This is a genomic window from Cuspidothrix issatschenkoi CHARLIE-1, assembly GCF_002934005.1.
Taxonomy (GTDB): Bacteria; Cyanobacteriota; Cyanobacteriia; order Cyanobacteriales; family Nostocaceae; genus Cuspidothrix; species Cuspidothrix issatschenkoi.
In genome coordinates this window covers 1-17,893 of the sequence record NZ_PGEM01000021.1, presented here as the reverse complement: position 1 = coordinate 17,893, position 17,893 = coordinate 1, and the positions used below count along the sequence as shown (strand labels likewise).

Genomic DNA, 17,893 nt, shown 5'->3' with positions numbered 1-17,893 from the left:
TGCAGCCATGAAAAAGTTAGAACTAAGTGGGAAAGCAGCACTACTCGCACAACTTAAATTACAAGGCTTTTACCCCGATGATGAGATATGGGCAAAAGTTAGACAACCTGACGGGAAATATAACGTTTACTGTGGAACAGTCACCACAGATAATATTGATTTGTGGTTTTGCCAAAGGAAAAAGGATTCAAGCAACCAACCTATACAAGATCCCAAAGGTGGGAGTGAATGGGTTAAGACTAAGCATTTTCAAGATGGTTACAACCTTTTAAGACATAAATCAGATCAAGGGGATGAAATATTTTATCTTCCCAATCACCCCCAAGGGGGAATAGGTGCGGGTCACTGTTCACGGTTTAATAAAATATTTGCTGAATGTGACGATCGCACCATACCAGAACAATGGGAACTATTACAGGAAATATCAAACCAGTTGGGAATAACACCCGGCTCTGTAATTTATTCCGGTGGAAAGTCTCTACACTTTTATTACCATCTCAATGAAAATATTACCCGTGAAGAATGGCAACTACTACAACGTAAGCTGATCATCATCTTCAAATCGGACAAAGCAATTCAAAACCCTAACCGTGAAATGCGTTTAGCTGGTTTTGCACGTAAATCTAAGGGAACAGAACAAACCCTAGATTTTACTTCTGACTATACCTACTCACTAAATGAAATCACTACAGCCTTAGATAAAACTGAACAATTTCCCTATGGCTTATCTGATACTCGCTGGAGTGATTGGAGAACTCACGGAGATCACGTTTTAACACTACCGGAAAATGAGTTACCAACTAACGTACAACGTGCTAAACAATCAGAGAAAAAACGGGTAACAGGGTTAGCAGGTAGCAGTAACTTAGTTGATTTAATCAAGGAAACATCAGAACGACTTGGACCAGATGCTTTTAACTGGCCAGGGCATAACTGGCAAACTAGAGGCAACAGATCAAGGGGATGTTGCCCTTGGCATGAAAGTACAACCGGAACTTCTGGCTGGGTAGCACCTAAGAAAAATGGTACAGGATATGGTTATGCGTGTCCTACCTGTACAGACAATCACCAAATTAATGCTTTTACTTATTGGTTGGGCTTGAGAAATGGTAGTTTAGAGAATTATCCTACTGGTAAAAATTGGGTAATCTTAGCTAAAGAATTTCTAGCTGATTTTGGAGTAATTGTACCTGAGTTTGAGAAAAACTCTCTTGATTATAGTGAACCTGAACTAGAACTGTATAAAGAATATGTAGAGCGAGAAAAGGAACAGGAAAAAGTTGACGATTATCTGAGCTTTAAACAGTTAGTTGGCAGAATTGTGAAGCCTATTAAAAAACTGTTTCAAGGATTTGGTTCTCCAAAACAACCAGTAGAAGATACCACCAAAGAACCAATAAAGCAACCAGAACCAACAGTTAATTACTATCCAGGAATATTTAAAACTCCTGAATTAATCAAGGGTAAAACCTTAATCCTTCCCACTGAAGAAAGCGAGATAACAGCAGCGATTTATGAGGCTATTTACACCGATAACAAAGATATTCTATGGCTTGATGATCCAGGTATGGGCAAATCTTATCTAGCTGGTTTATTAGAACCAGATGGAACAATCATCAAGCAACTAATTTATTTAGCTGCTGACCATGCAAATCCAACCACCAAAACCATAGAAGCTAATTTTCATCCTGTTACCCGTCGTCATAACGGATTACATATTGATGATAGCCGTCAGACTTCGCTAGGCAATCCTTACCAACTAAGACCGCAAAAAAGACAATCAATAGATATTCCTGGGAATTGTCCAAAGAATGACTTATTTAGCAAAATTGAAAGTAAGAATATTAATGTAGAGGGAACTGATAAAATATGTGAAAACTGCATATTATTTCAAACCCATAACTGTACATTCAAAGAAGACAGAAGCAATGATTTAAAGCAGGTGAAAATCAGAACACACCCTGATAGTACGCCTATTCCTTCAAAATACGACTACTCAAAGGTAGGGTTAATCTGGGATGAAACCAATACATTATTCACAACCAATAAATCAATTACCTTCCCCAAGGATGATATTGACAAAACGGTTAGCTTGCTGTACCAAAAAGACCGGATTTTATTGGAAGAATTAACACCACTATTTGACATCCTCTATCAGCTTGTAAAGGGTGATTTTAACAAGGAATACAAGCACGGTTTATATGGTTTCTCTGACTCTACTTTGAGAGAAATATTGCCCAAGTATACCCACATCAATCTACTAGGATTAATCATGAAGGTGGGAGAAGCTACCCAACAGGATCTAAGTTTCTTGGAAGATGTAGACGGTTTAGACCGTAAGGATACCAGGGGGGATAATGCGGCTAAATATGCTAGTAAGATTTTGAGAAGAGAGTCTTACAAGGATATTGCACGAGAATTAGATAATTTAGGCATTGAATGGTTATTTGATTTTCTCCAAGCTTGGGGGATAGATAACTGTGGGGTGTTGTCTTACCAGTGGGGTAAATTAACCATTACCAAGCGTGATGTTAAGCATCTTAGGTTAGCTGATAACGCTAAATTTAACCTTTACCTTGATGCAACTATTAGCAGGGAAACTTTAGCTTTAAAACGTGGTATTGACCCGGAGCAGATATTGGTAATGAGACGGGCTAAACCTGATTACTCAAATCTGACAGTAAAACATATTACCGGACTAGGGAACATAAACGGCGATCGCTCCCCCGAAAAACAGAAAAGATTGGTAGCGGTAAAACAAGAAATTGCTGAACAATACCCAGATCATGCTGCTATTGAATGGAAACAGCACGCTACAGATAATGAAGGATACCATTTTAGGGATGGTAGAGGACAAAACCGATTTGAGACTAAAACCACATTGGCCATATATGGTGTACCAGTTCAGAACTTGGGTAGCTTGGCCAATGAGTTCCAACTGCTAACAGGTATTGACCCGCAAATAAACCAGGAACACTACCATCCTAAGTTTGTGGAATACCTACAGGAACATACCCAAGGGGAAATTATACAAGAAGTGGCACGATTAAGAAGTCACAGGAAACCTGAGCAGCAGCATACTGTTTACTTCTGTGGAGATTTTAAGCAAGGGAGTCTTGACTTTATACAGGAATACTTTACAGGCTGCACATTAGAGAAGATAGAAGCTTTAAATCTAACTCCTGACGCTGGTAGCAAGTCGGAACGGTTACGCTATGCAATTCTTCAGTCCGTTAAAGAAGTTCATGCAACAGGAAGAAAAATAACCCAACGGGCGATCGCATCCATTGTAGGTATCACCCAAGGGAGGTTAAGTCAGGTTGCATCTGAAGATTTTGGGGGATGGTCGAAGCTGAAAAAAATATTAGTTTTCCTATTAGATAGCTTATATAGCAAAACTAATAATTTTTCGGGTCCGTTGAGTGAGGATCAGCAATGGTTAGCTGATATCTATTTACCATTGTTGGCAGAAGATCCGGTTTCTCCTGAAGATTTGGCTATAACCCTTGATGCAGTAGGGGATGAACAAGAAATCAAGCTGGTTTTATCAAGAGTGCCATTTCATACGAAGTTGTTACTGATTATCAAACTCCTTACTCACGTACCAGATGAGTTTGTCAGTTTAATAACTCCACTAATACCTAAAGAACTAATACTCACGTCCTGAAGTTCAAAATTTAACCCAAATTTTTAGCTATCAATCTGCGATAGCGAAGCGCTCGGTAGGAATCGCCTCGCCGTAACCCTCCACAGAAATTACCCAATCAACACCAAATAAATTTTCTTCTCTGGAAAAGGTAAAAGTACAATATTACTTGTGAGAATATAACTAGCTAGAAGGTTACTTCCGATAAGTAAATGAATGAATCCACGGAAATTGGTGAAATAACTGCTGTTAATTCCCTAGCTTTGACTGCACCCACACCCCTAACTGAACACCCCGCCGCCGTTTACCTCTCTAGTCTATCCCCTGGTTCTCGTTCGGCTATGGGGCAAGCTCTCAATGCGATCGCTCGTATCCTCACCAGTAATCAATGTGATGCCCTCACATTAAATTGGGCTGAACTGCGTTATAAACATACAGCACTATTACGGTGTATACTAATGGAAAGATATGCACCAGCCACAGCTAATAAAATGCTGAGTGCGTTAAGGAGAGTCTTGAAAGAAGCATTACGTCTGGAATTAATGGATGCTAGGGATTTTACTAGGGCGGTAGACATCCCGAATATTAAGCTGTCTAAGGAATTGAAGGGGCGTTGCTTATCTGAAGCTGAAATTAATGCCCTGATGCAAGTATGTTTTCAAGATCCTACTCCCATTGGTTACAGGGATGCGGCCTTGATAGCAATTTTGCGGGGCGCTGGGTTACGCCGGGGGGAAGCTGTAAATTTAATGTTGAGTGACTTGCATTCTGGTAGTGTGAAAGTCCGCAGTGGTAAGGGTGGCAAAGACCGCACTGTTTATTTACCAGATGGCGTATTACCAATTATTGAAGATTGGTTAGAAATTAGAGGAAGAGAATCTGGGGCTTTAATCTGTCATATTAATAAAGCCGGGGCAGTGACTTTGCGACAACTCACACCCCAAGCGGTATTATTTATTTTAGAAAAACGGGGTACAGAAGCTGGTGTCACTAACTTTTCTGCCCATGATTTTAGGAGAACTTTTATCTCTGAGTTGTTAGATTCTACTGATATCGTCACCGTCCAGAAATTAGCCGGTCATGCTTCACCTGAACTCACTTCCAGATATGACCGCCGGGGTGAGGAAGTTAAACAACGGGCTGTACAGGCAATTAATGTTCCCAAACGTCGTTAAATATTATCTATGAGATGGATGAAGAATCCCCAAAATTTTGTGATAAAATTGTAGAATCTTGACCACCAATGCCGTAAGCGAAAACCAAGCTAATAGGTAAGTGTCACAAGAGAAAGATTTGGGTCTTGGGAATCAGGACTTCTGCCCTTGGAGGGAATGTCAGACCAATAGAACTACAAAGTTATAGAGGCTGTTCCCGATGAATTGGGAAGCCCACACTGTACCGAAGGTCAGTGTGTGGTAGTTCACCTGACCTGCCCAATAAAAAAACCATAGAACAACTTGGTAAACAATGGCAACCTTATCGCACCGTTGCTTGTTGGTATCTGTGGCAAAGCTTGGGAAATTGTTAGAAGAAAATTTGGTTTACAATATTCGATATCAACTACAGATATCATGACTACTAACAAGACCCCTCCCAGTGAGATGATTCGCGTGCCGACTGTACTAATTCCTGTAGTACGTCACCTAGCAAAAATCCACCGCGATGGTCACACAACAGCGTTATTGCAAGGATTACAGGATTTGATAGCGCAGTTCGATAGCAGCGTAAAACTAGAAGCAATTAACGAAATACAGCAAGTGGAGGAGAAACTGGGAGAACTGGAAACGCACCTTTGTCAACAAGATCAACAGGTGGCCACTAAATTGGAAGTGCTTGGTAAACAGTTGGAAAAGATTGAAAAAGCAATAGTTTCTGCTAGATATAGCGGTGGTAACTCCAGACAAAGGTATTCCGGGTATCCCTATCAGTATCAGCAACCAGTAGAAATAAAATCTTTTGCTCCTGAGAACTTAGCGCAACGATTGGGAGTAACACAGCAGAGTTTAATGAATGAGTGGGAAACCAAGAGCGAAAAAGAATTTATCAGTTGGTCTAGGAATCGAGATCCGATGAGTTTGGGGTGGAAATTTCAGGTTAGTGATGGGTTGTACTATCCAGTCAAACAGTAGAATTAAAAGGATTTTACCTGAATTCATCGGTTAATTTGACATAAATTTGGTATTAAAAACAATCAGGACTTACGCAAAAAGAACCGAAAATAGGGGTAATACCCTTCGGGAAGCAAGCTACATGAATTACCCCTACGCAAGAATAAGGTGTTCAGCCACATCTTACGTAAGTCCTAACAATGAAACCCTTTATTTATATGGGTTATGGGGTAAATAAACTCATATTTGGCATAACAGGTACGGAAGAACCGTTTTTTGACCCCACAGTAGTTAATGAAAGTGGGGTTTTTACTTAATCTAAGACTCTGGTTTATTTTCTAACCATTGTTCTAAATCAGTGACAGTGGAGAAATCTAGGAGTGTTTCACCGAGTAATTCTAATTCGTCAATTGTCAATGTCCGAATTGTGTTAATGAATGATAATTCAATTTCACCAATTCGCCGATTTAGTTGGCGGATAATTAGTTGTTGCTCTCGTTGGATTCCCTGCTGTATTCCTTTTAATTCACCCCGTTCCATTGCTAATTCTTCTGTTGGACTAATGAAAGGCATTTTTCTTTCCTCCTCTAATTGTTTAATTTTAGCGACTAATCCTTGTTGCAATTCTTTGGGCAATGACATCATTTTATCAATGATTTTAAACAGGTTAACAATTTGTTCTTTTGTTAATCCCCTATCATAAAGTCCCCTAATTAATGTCCATTTCCATTGCTCACGTTCTGATAAATTCCCCGTGGTGGCTTTAGTTTTTAAATGCGCCATTACTATGATAGCAAAGGGATTATCATTTGATTCTAGTTCATTCCACTTTGATTCATAATCCAGAAGTTTAGCAATAAGGATAAAAAACTATCAAAATATTCGTTTAATGCTTCTTTCCAGGATTCATCGTAATTTGCAGTAATTTCATTTTTATTCATAAAATGCTATACTAATAATTGTTATTACAACTTCGCTTTCTTTACTTTAATTTGTTGGTATCTATTTAATATTTTCACCTGAAAAAGTAACTTTTTCATCAATACTTTATGTTTTAACTAAAGTAAAAAAATATTTTTAAATACCGAGAATTTTTGATTAATTTAGATCCTAAAACGGCAATGTTTACTAAAATTGATTCAGTTACCATTGTTAATCATGTTACTTTATTGGTATTCTACACAGAAGCCCATTGTTGGCAATTCCGCTTAATTACTGCTGGTGGTGAGGTATTTGGTGAACGTAAGCTTTATTACACTCCAGAAGCAGCAGAAAAAGCGGGGCGGGAATGGATTTATTTATCAGGGTAGTTGATTTTTGGAGTTCATTCTTAGAGGATAAGGCATTAATTAATTTTTGAATGCTGATAAACTTTATTTAGTAAGATATAGGTAAATAATTAAGTGAAATTATGAACAAGCAAATCAACAAAATAGTTTTTCTGGTCGCTGCAACTTCAATAATGAGTTTATCATTATCACAGGTAAGTATTGCCGCACCGAAAGGGTTTAAGACTCCCAGTGGCAATATTTTTTGTGAGCTAATTGAAGGTAGTGATGCCAATACCAACAGTTTACGGTGTGAAATTGCTAGTTCACTCAAGCCTAAACCTCCTCAACCTTACCTTGGATATTGTGAATTTGACTGGGGACGTGGTTTTTTATTGCCTGGTCAAAGTAAACCGGAAATTCTTTGTATCAGTGATACCGTTGCTGATCCCAATAAGTCTGTTCTTGGGTATGGTCAAACTTGGAAAAATGGCGAGTTTAAGTGCATTTCACAAAAAACTGGGCTGACTTGCACTAACTCTAATAACATTGGTTTCTTCCTGAGTCGGGAAAAATGGCGGGTGTTGGGTATCCCAAAATAAAGCTGTTTCATTGCGCTTTGTATTGCGGTAGGCAATTTCCTCCAAGAATCACCTGTTCATCAATATCTAACTTTAGGTAGATGACAATGGTTTTTATAACTATTTACAGTATTATTCCTGTCTATATTTGCATACTTCAAATTAACGCCGACTAAAAGCACCAAAAATATAAATCTTAATTTCCTCTACCCTGAGTGAGAAAACAAGGGGTTTAGCGACCGTCCAGGTGAGGGGAAAAATTCTAATGCAAACATACGGTTTTTACTGAGAAAATATAGCAGTAGTCAGGAGTCAGAAGTCAGGAGTCAGGAGTCAGAAGTAAAACCCTCTTGTAGTAAGAGTTTCATGATTAACTGATGTCCTAACTATTCTGTCTACAGCTATATTTCAATTTGTATAAACTTAGAAATAAAAAGCAACAAAAAAACACCAAATTTCCCTGAATTTAGCCGTTTTCGCTATTGCTTTTATTTTTAAATGTGCTTATTATGTCAAAAGACATAATACTTGTTACATCACGCAGTGAACCAGATATTAAAAAGACTTCGCCAATTGCCATGCAACTTATTGGGCAGCAGCTTGGGGAAGTGGGGGAACAGGGTCAAGAGTTATTGGTAAAATATTTCTCTATTCCCTAGTATTCGACAATTAAATGAGTTAGAGAGGCATATTCTAAAGTGATGGTGACAGTGTGAAACTAGACCAACTGAAAGCAAATGTAATTGTTCGTGGTTCAATCTTTCCCGAACCTGTACAGGTATTGGTAGTTGTACCAATGGGTGATTCCATAAAACTCATTGGAACTGGAATTAATACCAATCATACTTATCAATCAATTCTCAATGCTCAACAGTTGGAACAGTTAGAATCCTCACCTGAAAAAGAACCCTTTGACGGTAACGCCCAGTATTTTCGGTTCGGTGTGGAAGCTTTGCGTTTGGGGTTGGCTTATGAATATGATCCTTATTTCGCATTGGCGATCGCTCGTGTAGACCCCCTACCCCACCAATTAGAAGCAGTTTATGAATATTTTTTAAAACAGCCCCGTATTCGGTTTTTACTAGCTGATGATCCTGGTGCTGGGAAAACCATCATGGCAGGATTATTAATTAAAGAACTAAAAATTAGAGGATTAGTTAAACGCACCCTGATTATTACCCCTGCTAATCTAACATTTCAATGGCAACGAGAACTCAAAGACAAATTTCGAGAAGAATTTGAAGTTGTACGTGGGGATGTCCTTCGGGCTAATTATGGTTCTAATCCCTGGCAAGAAAAAAATCAAGTTATCACTTCCGTATCTTGGGTTTCGCGCATTGAAGACGCAAAAGATAGTTTATTAAGAAGTAACTGGGACTTAATTATTGTAGATGAAGCACATAAAATGAGTGCTTATAGTTCTGATAATAAAACTTTGGCTTATAAACTCGGTGAAGAACTTTCTAAAATTACCGACCACTATTTATTAATGACAGCTACGCCCCATAAAGGCGACCCAAAAAACTTTTGTTTATTTTTAGAATTATTAGATAGAGATGTTTATGGTGATGTCAGCAGTTTAGAGGAAGCAATGAAACGGAATAACGCTCCTTTTTATCTGCGTCGAACTAAAGAAGCTCTAGTTACCTTCCCTGAAGAAACAGGAAATGTCAAAAAATTATTCACTAATCGTAAAGTAGAAACTATTGAATTTCAAATTGATGCAGAAGAATTGGAATTTTATAATGCCCTCACTGATTATGTAAAAGACCAATCAATTAAAGCCTCCAGTGATGATACAGCCAGAGGTAGAGCTTTAGGTTTTACAATGGCGATGTTACAGCGTCGCTTTGCTTCTAGTATTTACGCTGTCCGCCGGAGTTTAGAACGGATGCGCGATAAACGTCAAAGGATTTTAGAAGACCCAGAAAGCTATCGTCAAGAGCAAATTAATAAGAAGCTACCAGAAAATTTTGATGAATTAACCGAAATAGAACAACAAAAAATTATCGGTGATTTAGAAGGTGTAGTTGCTTCTGTCGATCCGATTGCTTTGAAAAGAGAAATCTTGCAACTTAATGAATTAATTAGTCAAGCACTGATATTAGAAAAGAGAGAAATTGAATCTAAATTAGTCAAGCTCAAAGAAGTAATTATCCAAGAGGGAATATTTGCAGATCCGAAGATGAAAATGCTCATCTTTAGTGAGCATAAAGATACCTTAGATTATTTGGTAGGAAAATTAAAAGAATGGGGATTAACTGTTACCCAAATTCATGGAGGAATGAAAATAGGTGATAGAGATACCCCCCATACTCGGATTTATTCAGAACGAGAATTTAGAGAAGATTGTCAAGTTTTAGTAGCCACAGAAGCAGCAGGAGAAGGTATTAATTTACAATTCTGCTGGTTCATGATTAATTATGATATTCCCTGGAATCCCGTCCGGTTAGAACAGCGCATGGGACGGATTCACCGCTATGGACAGGATAAGGATTGTTTGATTTTTAACTTTGTAGCGATTAATACTAGCGAAGGTAAAGTTTTATGGAACCTGTTTGAACGGATTCGCGCTATTGAGATGGATTTAGATCCAGAGAGAACGGGTAAAGTATTTAACGTCCTTGGTGATATTTTCCCTGCTAATCAGTTAGAACGGATGATGCGGGATATGTATGCTCATAACCTTACTGAGTCCGTAATTCTCAATCGGATTGTAGAACAGGTAGATACAGAACGTTTCCGTAAAATTAGCGATTCAGCCTTAGAAGGACTTGCTAAACGGGAATTAAATTTATCACAAATTATTGGTAAATCTGCTGAAGCTAAGGAACGGAGATTAGTACCTGAAGTTATCCATGATTTCTTTGTGCAAGCAGCACACATAGCGGGGATTCATCCCAAGGAAACAGCCAAGGGTAAGAAAATATATAGAATTGGGCGTGTTCCTCGGACTTTATGGGGAACGGGAGATAGGTTAGAAAATCGCTTTGGCAAGTTGGGACGAGAGTATAAAAAGATTACCTTTGATAAAAATATCTTGACAGATGATCCGACCTTGGAATGGGTAACTCCAGGACATCCCTTATTTGAATGTGTGCGGGATGAAGTTTCTGCACAGGTACAGGAAGATTTGTGTCGGGGCGCGATATTCTTCGATTTGCATAGAAAATCACCAGCTAGATTAGACATATTTTCATCTGCTATTACTGATGGACGGGGTAGAAAACTCCATGAACGTTTATATGTAGTGCAAACAGAGTTAGATGGAACAATGACTGTCCGCCAACCAACTTTATTTTTAGATTTACTCCCTGCTAAAAGTGTAGAGTCCACTATTCAGCATCATACATCAACCCTGTCGGGAGATAGGCAGGGGAAAGCTGGGGACAATGGGAATTTAGTTAGTTATTTACCAGATGATAGTAATTTACCCAGTCGAGAACAGGTAGAACAAGCCTTAATTGAACAGGAATTAAATAGCTTTTTAACAGAAATTCGCACTCAACGACAAAGGGAGGTAGAAACAATTTCTAACCATATAGAAATTAGTCTGAATGTAATTATTGATAAAGTCCAGATTCAGTTTATAGAGTTGTTGCAACTGAAAGAATCTGGTTCTAAAGAACAGGGTTTAGATGGTCGCATTAAACAATTAGAAGACCGATTATTTGAATTAAATGGGAGGTTAGAACAACGACGGGAAGAATTGCAGCAAGAAGCCAGTTGTGCAATTACCGACATTCATCATTATGGCCGTGCTTGGGTATTACCACATCCTGAAAGAAGTTCTCCAGAAATTGCGCCAATGGTATCTAATGATGAAATTGAAAAAACAGCAATTCAGACAGTTATAGAACATGAAAAAGCTAGAGGTTGGCAAGTTGTCAGTGTGGAGAAGGAGAATCGCGGGTTTGATTTGATATCGCGTCAAATTGATTCTGGCGACCCTCTGAAAGCTAGTGCTGTGAGATTTATTGAAGTTAAAGGAAGGGCAAATGTTGGTGAGGTAGCGTTAACGACAAATGAATATAAAACGGCGGAAAGATTAAAGAGGGATTACTGGTTATATGTAGTATTTAATTGTGCTTCATCTCCAGAAGTTCACACTATTCAAGACCCTGTGCGCTTGGGTTGGGAAGCGTTAATTAAGATTGAGCATTATCACGTTGATGCTAACACTATTTTAAACCATGATGACAAGGTATGAGGCAGAGAAATTATGTCAACTTTAAATATAGCCAATGAACCTCATTTATTTTTAATGTCAAGTCATCAATCTCATATCACTAATAAACTAATTCCCAAAATTATACGAAAAAATAATTTGCAAATAATTAATTGGGAACTCGGCAGTTATATGTATGGACAAGCTAGACTTTTTAAGTCATCTTGTTTAGATTCAGACAATATTAATTTGAGTCAAGAATTTGCTACGACCCTGGAAATAGTTTCTGGATCTATTGTTATTGCAACCTACAATAACGAATCATATAGAAGCAGGAATTTAATTAACCAATCAATATTCTGTTTAAATTTTCTTGGTTATGACTGGTTATTTAGTCATATTGATAAAAACAGTTCCAATGTACGTTTAATCCCTAATAACCAAAAACTTTTAGAAGTTTATAATCAATCTACAGAAATTTTTGAATTTGTTCGTAAACATATTATTAATTATTATTTATCTAGCCCTAAAAAAAGTTTAATAGAAGCTTGTCGTTATGCCTTTAGTCAATTATTGGATCTTTGCCAAAATACTGAATTAAACTTTATTCTATCCAATGGATTTTTAACTTTTATTTTTATAAATAGCAAAAATTTTTATTTAGCGAATTTAGAAGAAGATAACCAAGATGTAAGTATTGTTTCAAGTTTAAATTTGGAGAATGAAGATAATGTAGAATTGAAAGTTTTAGCAAATAAGCAAGCAAAGATGATAGTCTTTAATGGACATACTCTGATATTTAATGGAGATTTAACAAAATGAGATTCCCCAGAGAAGTAGCTAAATCATGGTTAAGTAAAGCTGAACTAGAAACCGACAGTTTTGACTGTTTTGTTTCCTTATGGTTTGGATTTAATGCTATTTATAATGAATTTTTCTTTGGAAACGAACGACAAGCTATTGGTGATTTAGTTTATTCAAATCAATATACATTAAGTTCTCAAAAATTTGTCAAAATTTTTAATCATCATTCCGTATCTTTCTTTAAAACAAGAATCATTCGTGATTGTCGTGGAATTGGTAAAGATACATCTGAATATGCTGCAATTATAGGAAATACTTATTATTCACCTAATCGTCGTTTAAAAGCATTATTAATGATTCTTTATCAGGTTAGATGTAATCTTTTTCATGGTAATAAAATTTATGACAGGGATTCAGATAGACAGGTTATTAGTAATGCTGCGGCAGCATTAATGGTAATTTTACAAGCTTATATTAATTTATAGAAAGGTAAATATGAAAACAGCTAATAATTACCCTAAACGCCTAATTGAAGTTGACCTACCCATTAAACGCATTTCTGCCCACGCACGACGGGAGAAATCCATCAGACATGGGCATATTTCTACATTACATATTTGGTGGGCAAGACGACCTTTAGCCGCTTGTCGGGCTGTAATATGTGCGGCTTTATGGCCTGACCCTGTTGATAAAAATTGCCCCCAGTCTTTTCGGGATTTAGCTACAGAATATATTAATAATTTTGCGAAAAAAGCAGCAACAGATAAAGAATTATCTAAACATTGTTCTACAGAAATTTGGAGTAAATGGCAGGTTTTAGCTAAACCAGAAAATCAATTAGATAGTAATAATATTCAACATTGGAATATATTAAGAAATAGCCTACTAGATTTTATTGCTGATTTTGCTAATTGGGATAATTCCACCCAACCTGATTATTTAGAAACCAGTCGCAATTTAACTCAAGCAGCCCATGAAGCATTAGGAGGAATACCAGGAACAAAACCCTTAGTAGTTGACCCTTTTGCTGGTGGTGGCGCTATTCCGTTGGAAGCGTTGCGGGTGGGTGCAGATGCCTTTGCTTCTGATATTAACCCGGTGGCGGTGTTATTAAATAAAGTGGTTTTGGAATATATTCCCAAGTACGGACAAACCTTAGCGGATGAAGTGCGAAAATGGGGACAGTGGGTAAAAGAAGAAGCAGAAAAAGAATTAGCCCAATTTTATCCGAAAGATGCTGATGGAAGTACACCAATAGCTTATTTATGGGCGCGGACTATTATTTGTGAAGGTCCAGGATGTGGTGCAGAAGTTCCGTTAATGCGGTCTTTATATTTGTGTAAAAAAAGTAATCGGAATATTGGTTTAAGGATAATTCCTAAACCGGAAGATAAGCGGGTAGATTTTGAAATTATTGAAAAGCAAAAGAGTAAATGGGTAGTTGCTGATAACCCAGAAATAGAAATAAAAAATCCTAGTTTTGATGGCACTGTTAAAAGAGGTTCTGCCACTTGTCCCTGTTGTGGTTATACTACTCCTGTGGCTTCGGTGAGAACACAGTTTAAAGCTCGTCAAGGTGGGGCTAATGATGCGCGGTTATTTTGTGTAGTGACGACTAAACCAAAAACTCAAGGAAGATTTTATCGTTTACCAAATGAACAAGATTTAGAATCTGTTAAAAAAGCAAGTATTGAGTTAGAAAATAAAGTTAATCAACATATTGGAGATTTAAGTTTAATTCCTGATGAACCTACACCACCTCAAGGGAGAAGCTTTCGCTTAGAATCTTACGGAATAGATAAATTTGGAGATTTATTTACTTATCGTCAAGCTTTGGCTTTAACTACTTTGGTGAAATTGGTTAAAGATGTGGGAGAAAAATTAGTAGATAGTAAAGATAAAGGTTTAGCTGATGCCGTACAAACTTGTTTAAGTTTAGCAACTGATAGACAAGCCAATACATTAACATCTTTATCGAAATGGAACAACGCAAGAGAACAAGCAGATGGATTATTTGCTCGACAAGCAATACCAATGCTTTGGGATTTTGCAGAAGCTAATTCATTTTCTGGTGCAACAGGTAGTTTAGATGGTGCTTTAGAATGGGTTTTAGATGTATGTGAAACTAATTGTACTACCGATAATGAAATAATAGGACAAGCCCAACAGTCAAGTGCAACAAACCACCCATTACCTGATAATTTTATTCAAGCATTAATTACAGATCCTCCATATTATGACAGTATTGAATATTCTGATTTGTCCGACTTTTTTTATGTATGGTTAAAGCGCACATTACCTAAAACTATTGGTATTCCTTTCAATGATAAATTAACACCTAAAGAAGAAGAGTGTATTGTTGATCCAAATAGAGGAAAAGATAAAACCTATTTTGAGCGCCAAATGCAAAAAGCAATGGCGGAAGGATGCCGTATTTTATCCCCAGAAGGAATAGGTTTAATTGTATTTGCCCATAAATCTACATCTGGATGGGAAGCACAACTACAAGCAATGGTAGATGCAGGTTGGATAATTACAGGTTCATGGGCAATTGACACTGAAAGAGGTAACAGACTGATTGCTATGAACTCAGCCGCCCTAGCCTCATCTGTCCATATAGTCTGCCGTCCCCGCACTCCCGACTCCGCACTCATTGGCGACTGGCGCGACGTACTCCAAGAACTGCCCCAACGCATACATGAATGGATGCCCAGACTAGCATCAGAAGGCGTAGTTGGTGCAGATGCCATCTTTGCTTGCTTGGGACCCGCTTTAGAAATCTTCTCCCGCTACTCTAGTGTAGAAAAAGCCTCCGGCGAACTTGTCACCCTCAAAGAATACCTAGAATACGTATGGGCAGCAGTCTCCAAAGAGGCATTGAGTATGATTTTCGACCATGCCGATACTACCAGCTTTGAAGAAGATGCCCGCCTCACCGCCATGTGGTTGTGGACACTTTCCACAGGTAGCACCGACAACAACACCAGCGAACCAGAACCCGACGACGAAGACGACGAAGAAACCAGCAGCAAAACCACCAAAACCAGTGGTTACCTCCTGGAATATGACGCAGCCCGGAAAATAGCCCAAGGACTAGGCGCACATTTAGAACAACTTACCCGCTTAGTAGAAGTCAAAGGCAGCACCGCCAAACTCTTACCAGTATCAGAACGTACCCAATATTTATTTGGTAAAGAAGAAGCCCAAACACCCAGCAAAACCAAAGGTAAAAAAGGCAAAAACAAAGAACCTGAACAACTCAACTTATTCGCAGTGCTAGGTATCCCTGAAACAGAAGAAGATACAGACTGGGGTGAAAAAACAGTCCCGCAACTAGGTAATACCACATTAGACCGCATTCACCAAAGCATGATTTTATTTGCAGCCGGACGCAGCGAAGCCCTAAAACGCTTTTTAGTAGATGAAGGAGCAGGAAACGACCAACGCTTTTGGGGACTTGCACAGGCATTATCGGCATTATACCCCACCGGCACAGATGAAAAACGCTGGGTAGATGGGGTATTAGCCAGAAAGAAAGGACTAGGATTTTAACCGTAGATACGAGTTCCGAAAACTAAAATTAAATTATCTTCTACCCCAATAAAACTATGGTTATTCCAGAACTTGAACAACAACTCCTGCAACTTTCCCCCAACGATAAACTTTACATAATTCAATTACTAGCACAAAGCCTAACTATGGAAAATAAAAATTACCAAACACTTCCAGAACAACCAAGTAAACTTTCAGAATTTTTCCGTCAATCTCCCTTAGCTGAAGTAGCTGAAGAATTAGACCTGAGTAGAGATACCAGTTTACCCCGTGATAGTTTTATCCCATGATTCATTTCCCCAACTGATTCCCATGACTTATCTTCTTGATACTTGCTTGATTTCCGAAACCATTACTAAACAACCAAATCAACAAGTTTTAAACTGGCTAGATGCCCAACTTGCAGAAACACTTTACTTGAGCGTAATTACAATTGGTGAAATTGCTAAAGGGATCTATAAACTTCCTATATCTAAACGGAAAGAATCTCTTACCAAATGGTTAAATGAAAGCCTACCCCATCGCTTTGAAAATAGAATTTTAGGTTTAGATATTGCCACAATGGTTTTATGGGGAAACCTAGTGGCAGAATTAGAACAAAATGGACGACCTTTACCTGCTATGGATTCTCTCATTGCTGCCACCGCCTTAAAAAATTCTCTTACCCTTGTTACCCGTAATGAAAAAGATTTTATTGGTACTAAAGTTGTAATTATTAATCCTTGGAATTAATCCCGATAAATTTTTAGTAAATTTAGGTTCTACCGTACTTGTTATGCTAAATTACCAGTCTGAAAGAGGGATCAGGGAACAGGGTAAAGAGGCGATTTTTGTAAAAATATCCAATATCTGTAGCTTATGTCTTATGTATATTAAGCCTTCCGCAGTTTTTTGAGATTGATTTTGCATACTATGTACTGAAGAACCTAAATTTATAAACTGATATTAGAAAATATATCTCTCAAAACTTCCTACTCACATTCCATACTCCGCACTACATACCACAATCCCACACATTTAAACTTATGGCAACTATTAAACCTTGGTACAAAATTGATGGCTTAACACCCCGCGAAGACTTACGGGAAGGTAAACCTTTAGATGCTTCCGAATTTGCGGTACATCTTGACAAAGTACGAGATAAAACTGCACCTGCTTACTACCAAAATCCAGAACAATTTTTTGACCGTACTTATCTTACTAAATATTTAACTGAATTTTCCGCCCAGGTTATCCGTCGTCTGTCTGGAGAAAAAACAGAAACTTCTGCTGTATTTAACCTAGCTACTCAGTTTGGTGGCGGTAAAACCCACGCTCTCACTTTACTTTACCATTTAGCTAAAGGTGGATCTATTGCCAATAATTGGACTGGTGTACAAAAGATATTACAAAAAGCAGGTATTTCTTCAGTTCCAGAAGCAGCAGTAGCCGTGTTTGTCGGCACTGAATTTGATTCTCTTACAGGACGTGGAGGAAATGATGGTACATCATTACGGAAAACACCTTGGGGAGAAATTGCCTATCAATTAGGTGGTGAAAATGCACTAGCTGTATTGGCACAACACGAAGCAGAGTTTATAGAACCTAAAGGTGACGTAATTAAACAATTTCTGCCCAAAGATAAACCCTGTTTAATATTAATGGATGAAATTATCAACTATGTTAGTTCCTATCGTGGCAAGGGTTATCACAACAGTTTATACAATTTCATTCAAGCATTATCAGAAACTGCTAGAGGTTTAGATAATGTGGTGTTAGTAGTTTCC

At 37.9% G+C, this 17,893-nt stretch carries 14 protein-coding genes; 13 read left to right on the top strand and 1 reads right to left on the bottom strand.

Features of this window, described 5'->3' with window-relative positions:
* Positions 1-7: 7 nt before the first annotated feature.
* The 3 genes from CUN59_RS02840 (at position 8) to CUN59_RS02825 (ending at position 5,775) form a co-directional block, all read left to right on the top strand.
* Positions 8-3,667: a hypothetical protein gene (locus tag CUN59_RS02840; protein ID WP_104386409.1), complete on the top strand. Its 3,660-nt coding sequence runs from the start codon at positions 8-10 to the stop codon at positions 3,665-3,667.
* 191 nt (positions 3,668-3,858) lie between these two features.
* The gene (locus tag CUN59_RS02835; protein WP_104386408.1) at positions 3,859-4,821 is read left to right on the top strand and encodes a tyrosine-type recombinase/integrase; all 963 of its coding nucleotides are present in this window, start codon (positions 3,859-3,861) and stop codon (positions 4,819-4,821) included.
* Positions 4,822-5,217: 396 nt separating this feature from the next.
* A complete protein-coding gene (locus tag CUN59_RS02825; protein WP_104386407.1) occupies positions 5,218-5,775 on the top strand; it encodes a hypothetical protein in 558 nt (185 codons plus the stop codon).
* A gap of 297 nt (positions 5,776-6,072) precedes the next feature.
* On the opposite strand, the gene CUN59_RS02820 is transcribed toward CUN59_RS02825, so the two are convergent.
* Positions 6,073-6,537, bottom strand: coding sequence for a DUF4351 domain-containing protein (locus CUN59_RS02820; protein WP_243406850.1), 465 nt, complete (start codon positions 6,535-6,537; stop codon positions 6,073-6,075).
* 338 nt (positions 6,538-6,875) lie between these two features.
* On the opposite strand from CUN59_RS02820, the gene CUN59_RS02815 reads away from it, so the two are divergent.
* The 10 genes from CUN59_RS02815 to CUN59_RS02775 form a co-directional block, all read left to right on the top strand.
* On the top strand, positions 6,876-7,064 hold the full coding sequence (locus tag CUN59_RS02815) for a hypothetical protein (RefSeq protein WP_104386437.1): 189 nt from the start codon (positions 6,876-6,878) through the stop codon (positions 7,062-7,064).
* A 101-nt stretch (positions 7,065-7,165) separates the two neighbouring features.
* Positions 7,166-7,624, top strand: a complete 459-nt coding sequence (locus CUN59_RS02810; protein WP_104386406.1) for a DUF6636 domain-containing protein — start codon at positions 7,166-7,168, stop codon at positions 7,622-7,624.
* Positions 7,625-8,112: 488 nt separating this feature from the next.
* Positions 8,113-8,262 (top strand): hypothetical protein, encoded by a 150-nt coding sequence (locus CUN59_RS21285; protein WP_165790144.1) that lies wholly within the window; start codon positions 8,113-8,115, stop codon positions 8,260-8,262.
* A 53-nt stretch (positions 8,263-8,315) separates the two neighbouring features.
* On the top strand, positions 8,316-11,813 hold the full coding sequence (locus CUN59_RS02805) for a helicase-related protein (RefSeq protein ID WP_104386405.1): 3,498 nt from the start codon (positions 8,316-8,318) through the stop codon (positions 11,811-11,813).
* A gap of 12 nt (positions 11,814-11,825) precedes the next feature.
* Positions 11,826-12,593, top strand: coding sequence for a hypothetical protein (locus CUN59_RS02800; RefSeq protein WP_104386404.1), 768 nt, complete (start codon positions 11,826-11,828; stop codon positions 12,591-12,593).
* On the top strand, positions 12,590-13,060 hold the full coding sequence (locus CUN59_RS02795) for a HEPN domain-containing protein (protein ID WP_104386403.1): 471 nt from the start codon (positions 12,590-12,592) through the stop codon (positions 13,058-13,060). The genes CUN59_RS02800 and CUN59_RS02795 overlap by 4 nt, the downstream gene beginning before the upstream one ends.
* Positions 13,061-13,070: 10 nt before the next feature.
* Positions 13,071-16,127 carry a DUF1156 domain-containing protein gene (locus CUN59_RS02790; protein ID WP_104386402.1) on the top strand — a complete coding sequence of 1,019 codons (3,057 nt, stop codon included), beginning with the start codon at positions 13,071-13,073 and terminating at the stop codon, positions 16,125-16,127.
* A gap of 56 nt (positions 16,128-16,183) precedes the next feature.
* Positions 16,184-16,417: a hypothetical protein gene (locus tag CUN59_RS02785; RefSeq protein ID WP_104386401.1), complete on the top strand. Its 234-nt coding sequence runs from the start codon at positions 16,184-16,186 to the stop codon at positions 16,415-16,417.
* Positions 16,398-16,859, top strand: a complete 462-nt coding sequence (locus CUN59_RS02780; protein WP_243406849.1) for a type II toxin-antitoxin system VapC family toxin — start codon at positions 16,398-16,400, stop codon at positions 16,857-16,859. The genes CUN59_RS02785 and CUN59_RS02780 overlap by 20 nt, the downstream gene beginning before the upstream one ends.
* 293 nt (positions 16,860-17,152) lie before the next feature.
* On the top strand, positions 17,153-17,893 hold a 741-nt coding region (locus CUN59_RS02775; RefSeq protein WP_133163991.1), incomplete at its 3' end, for a DUF499 family protein.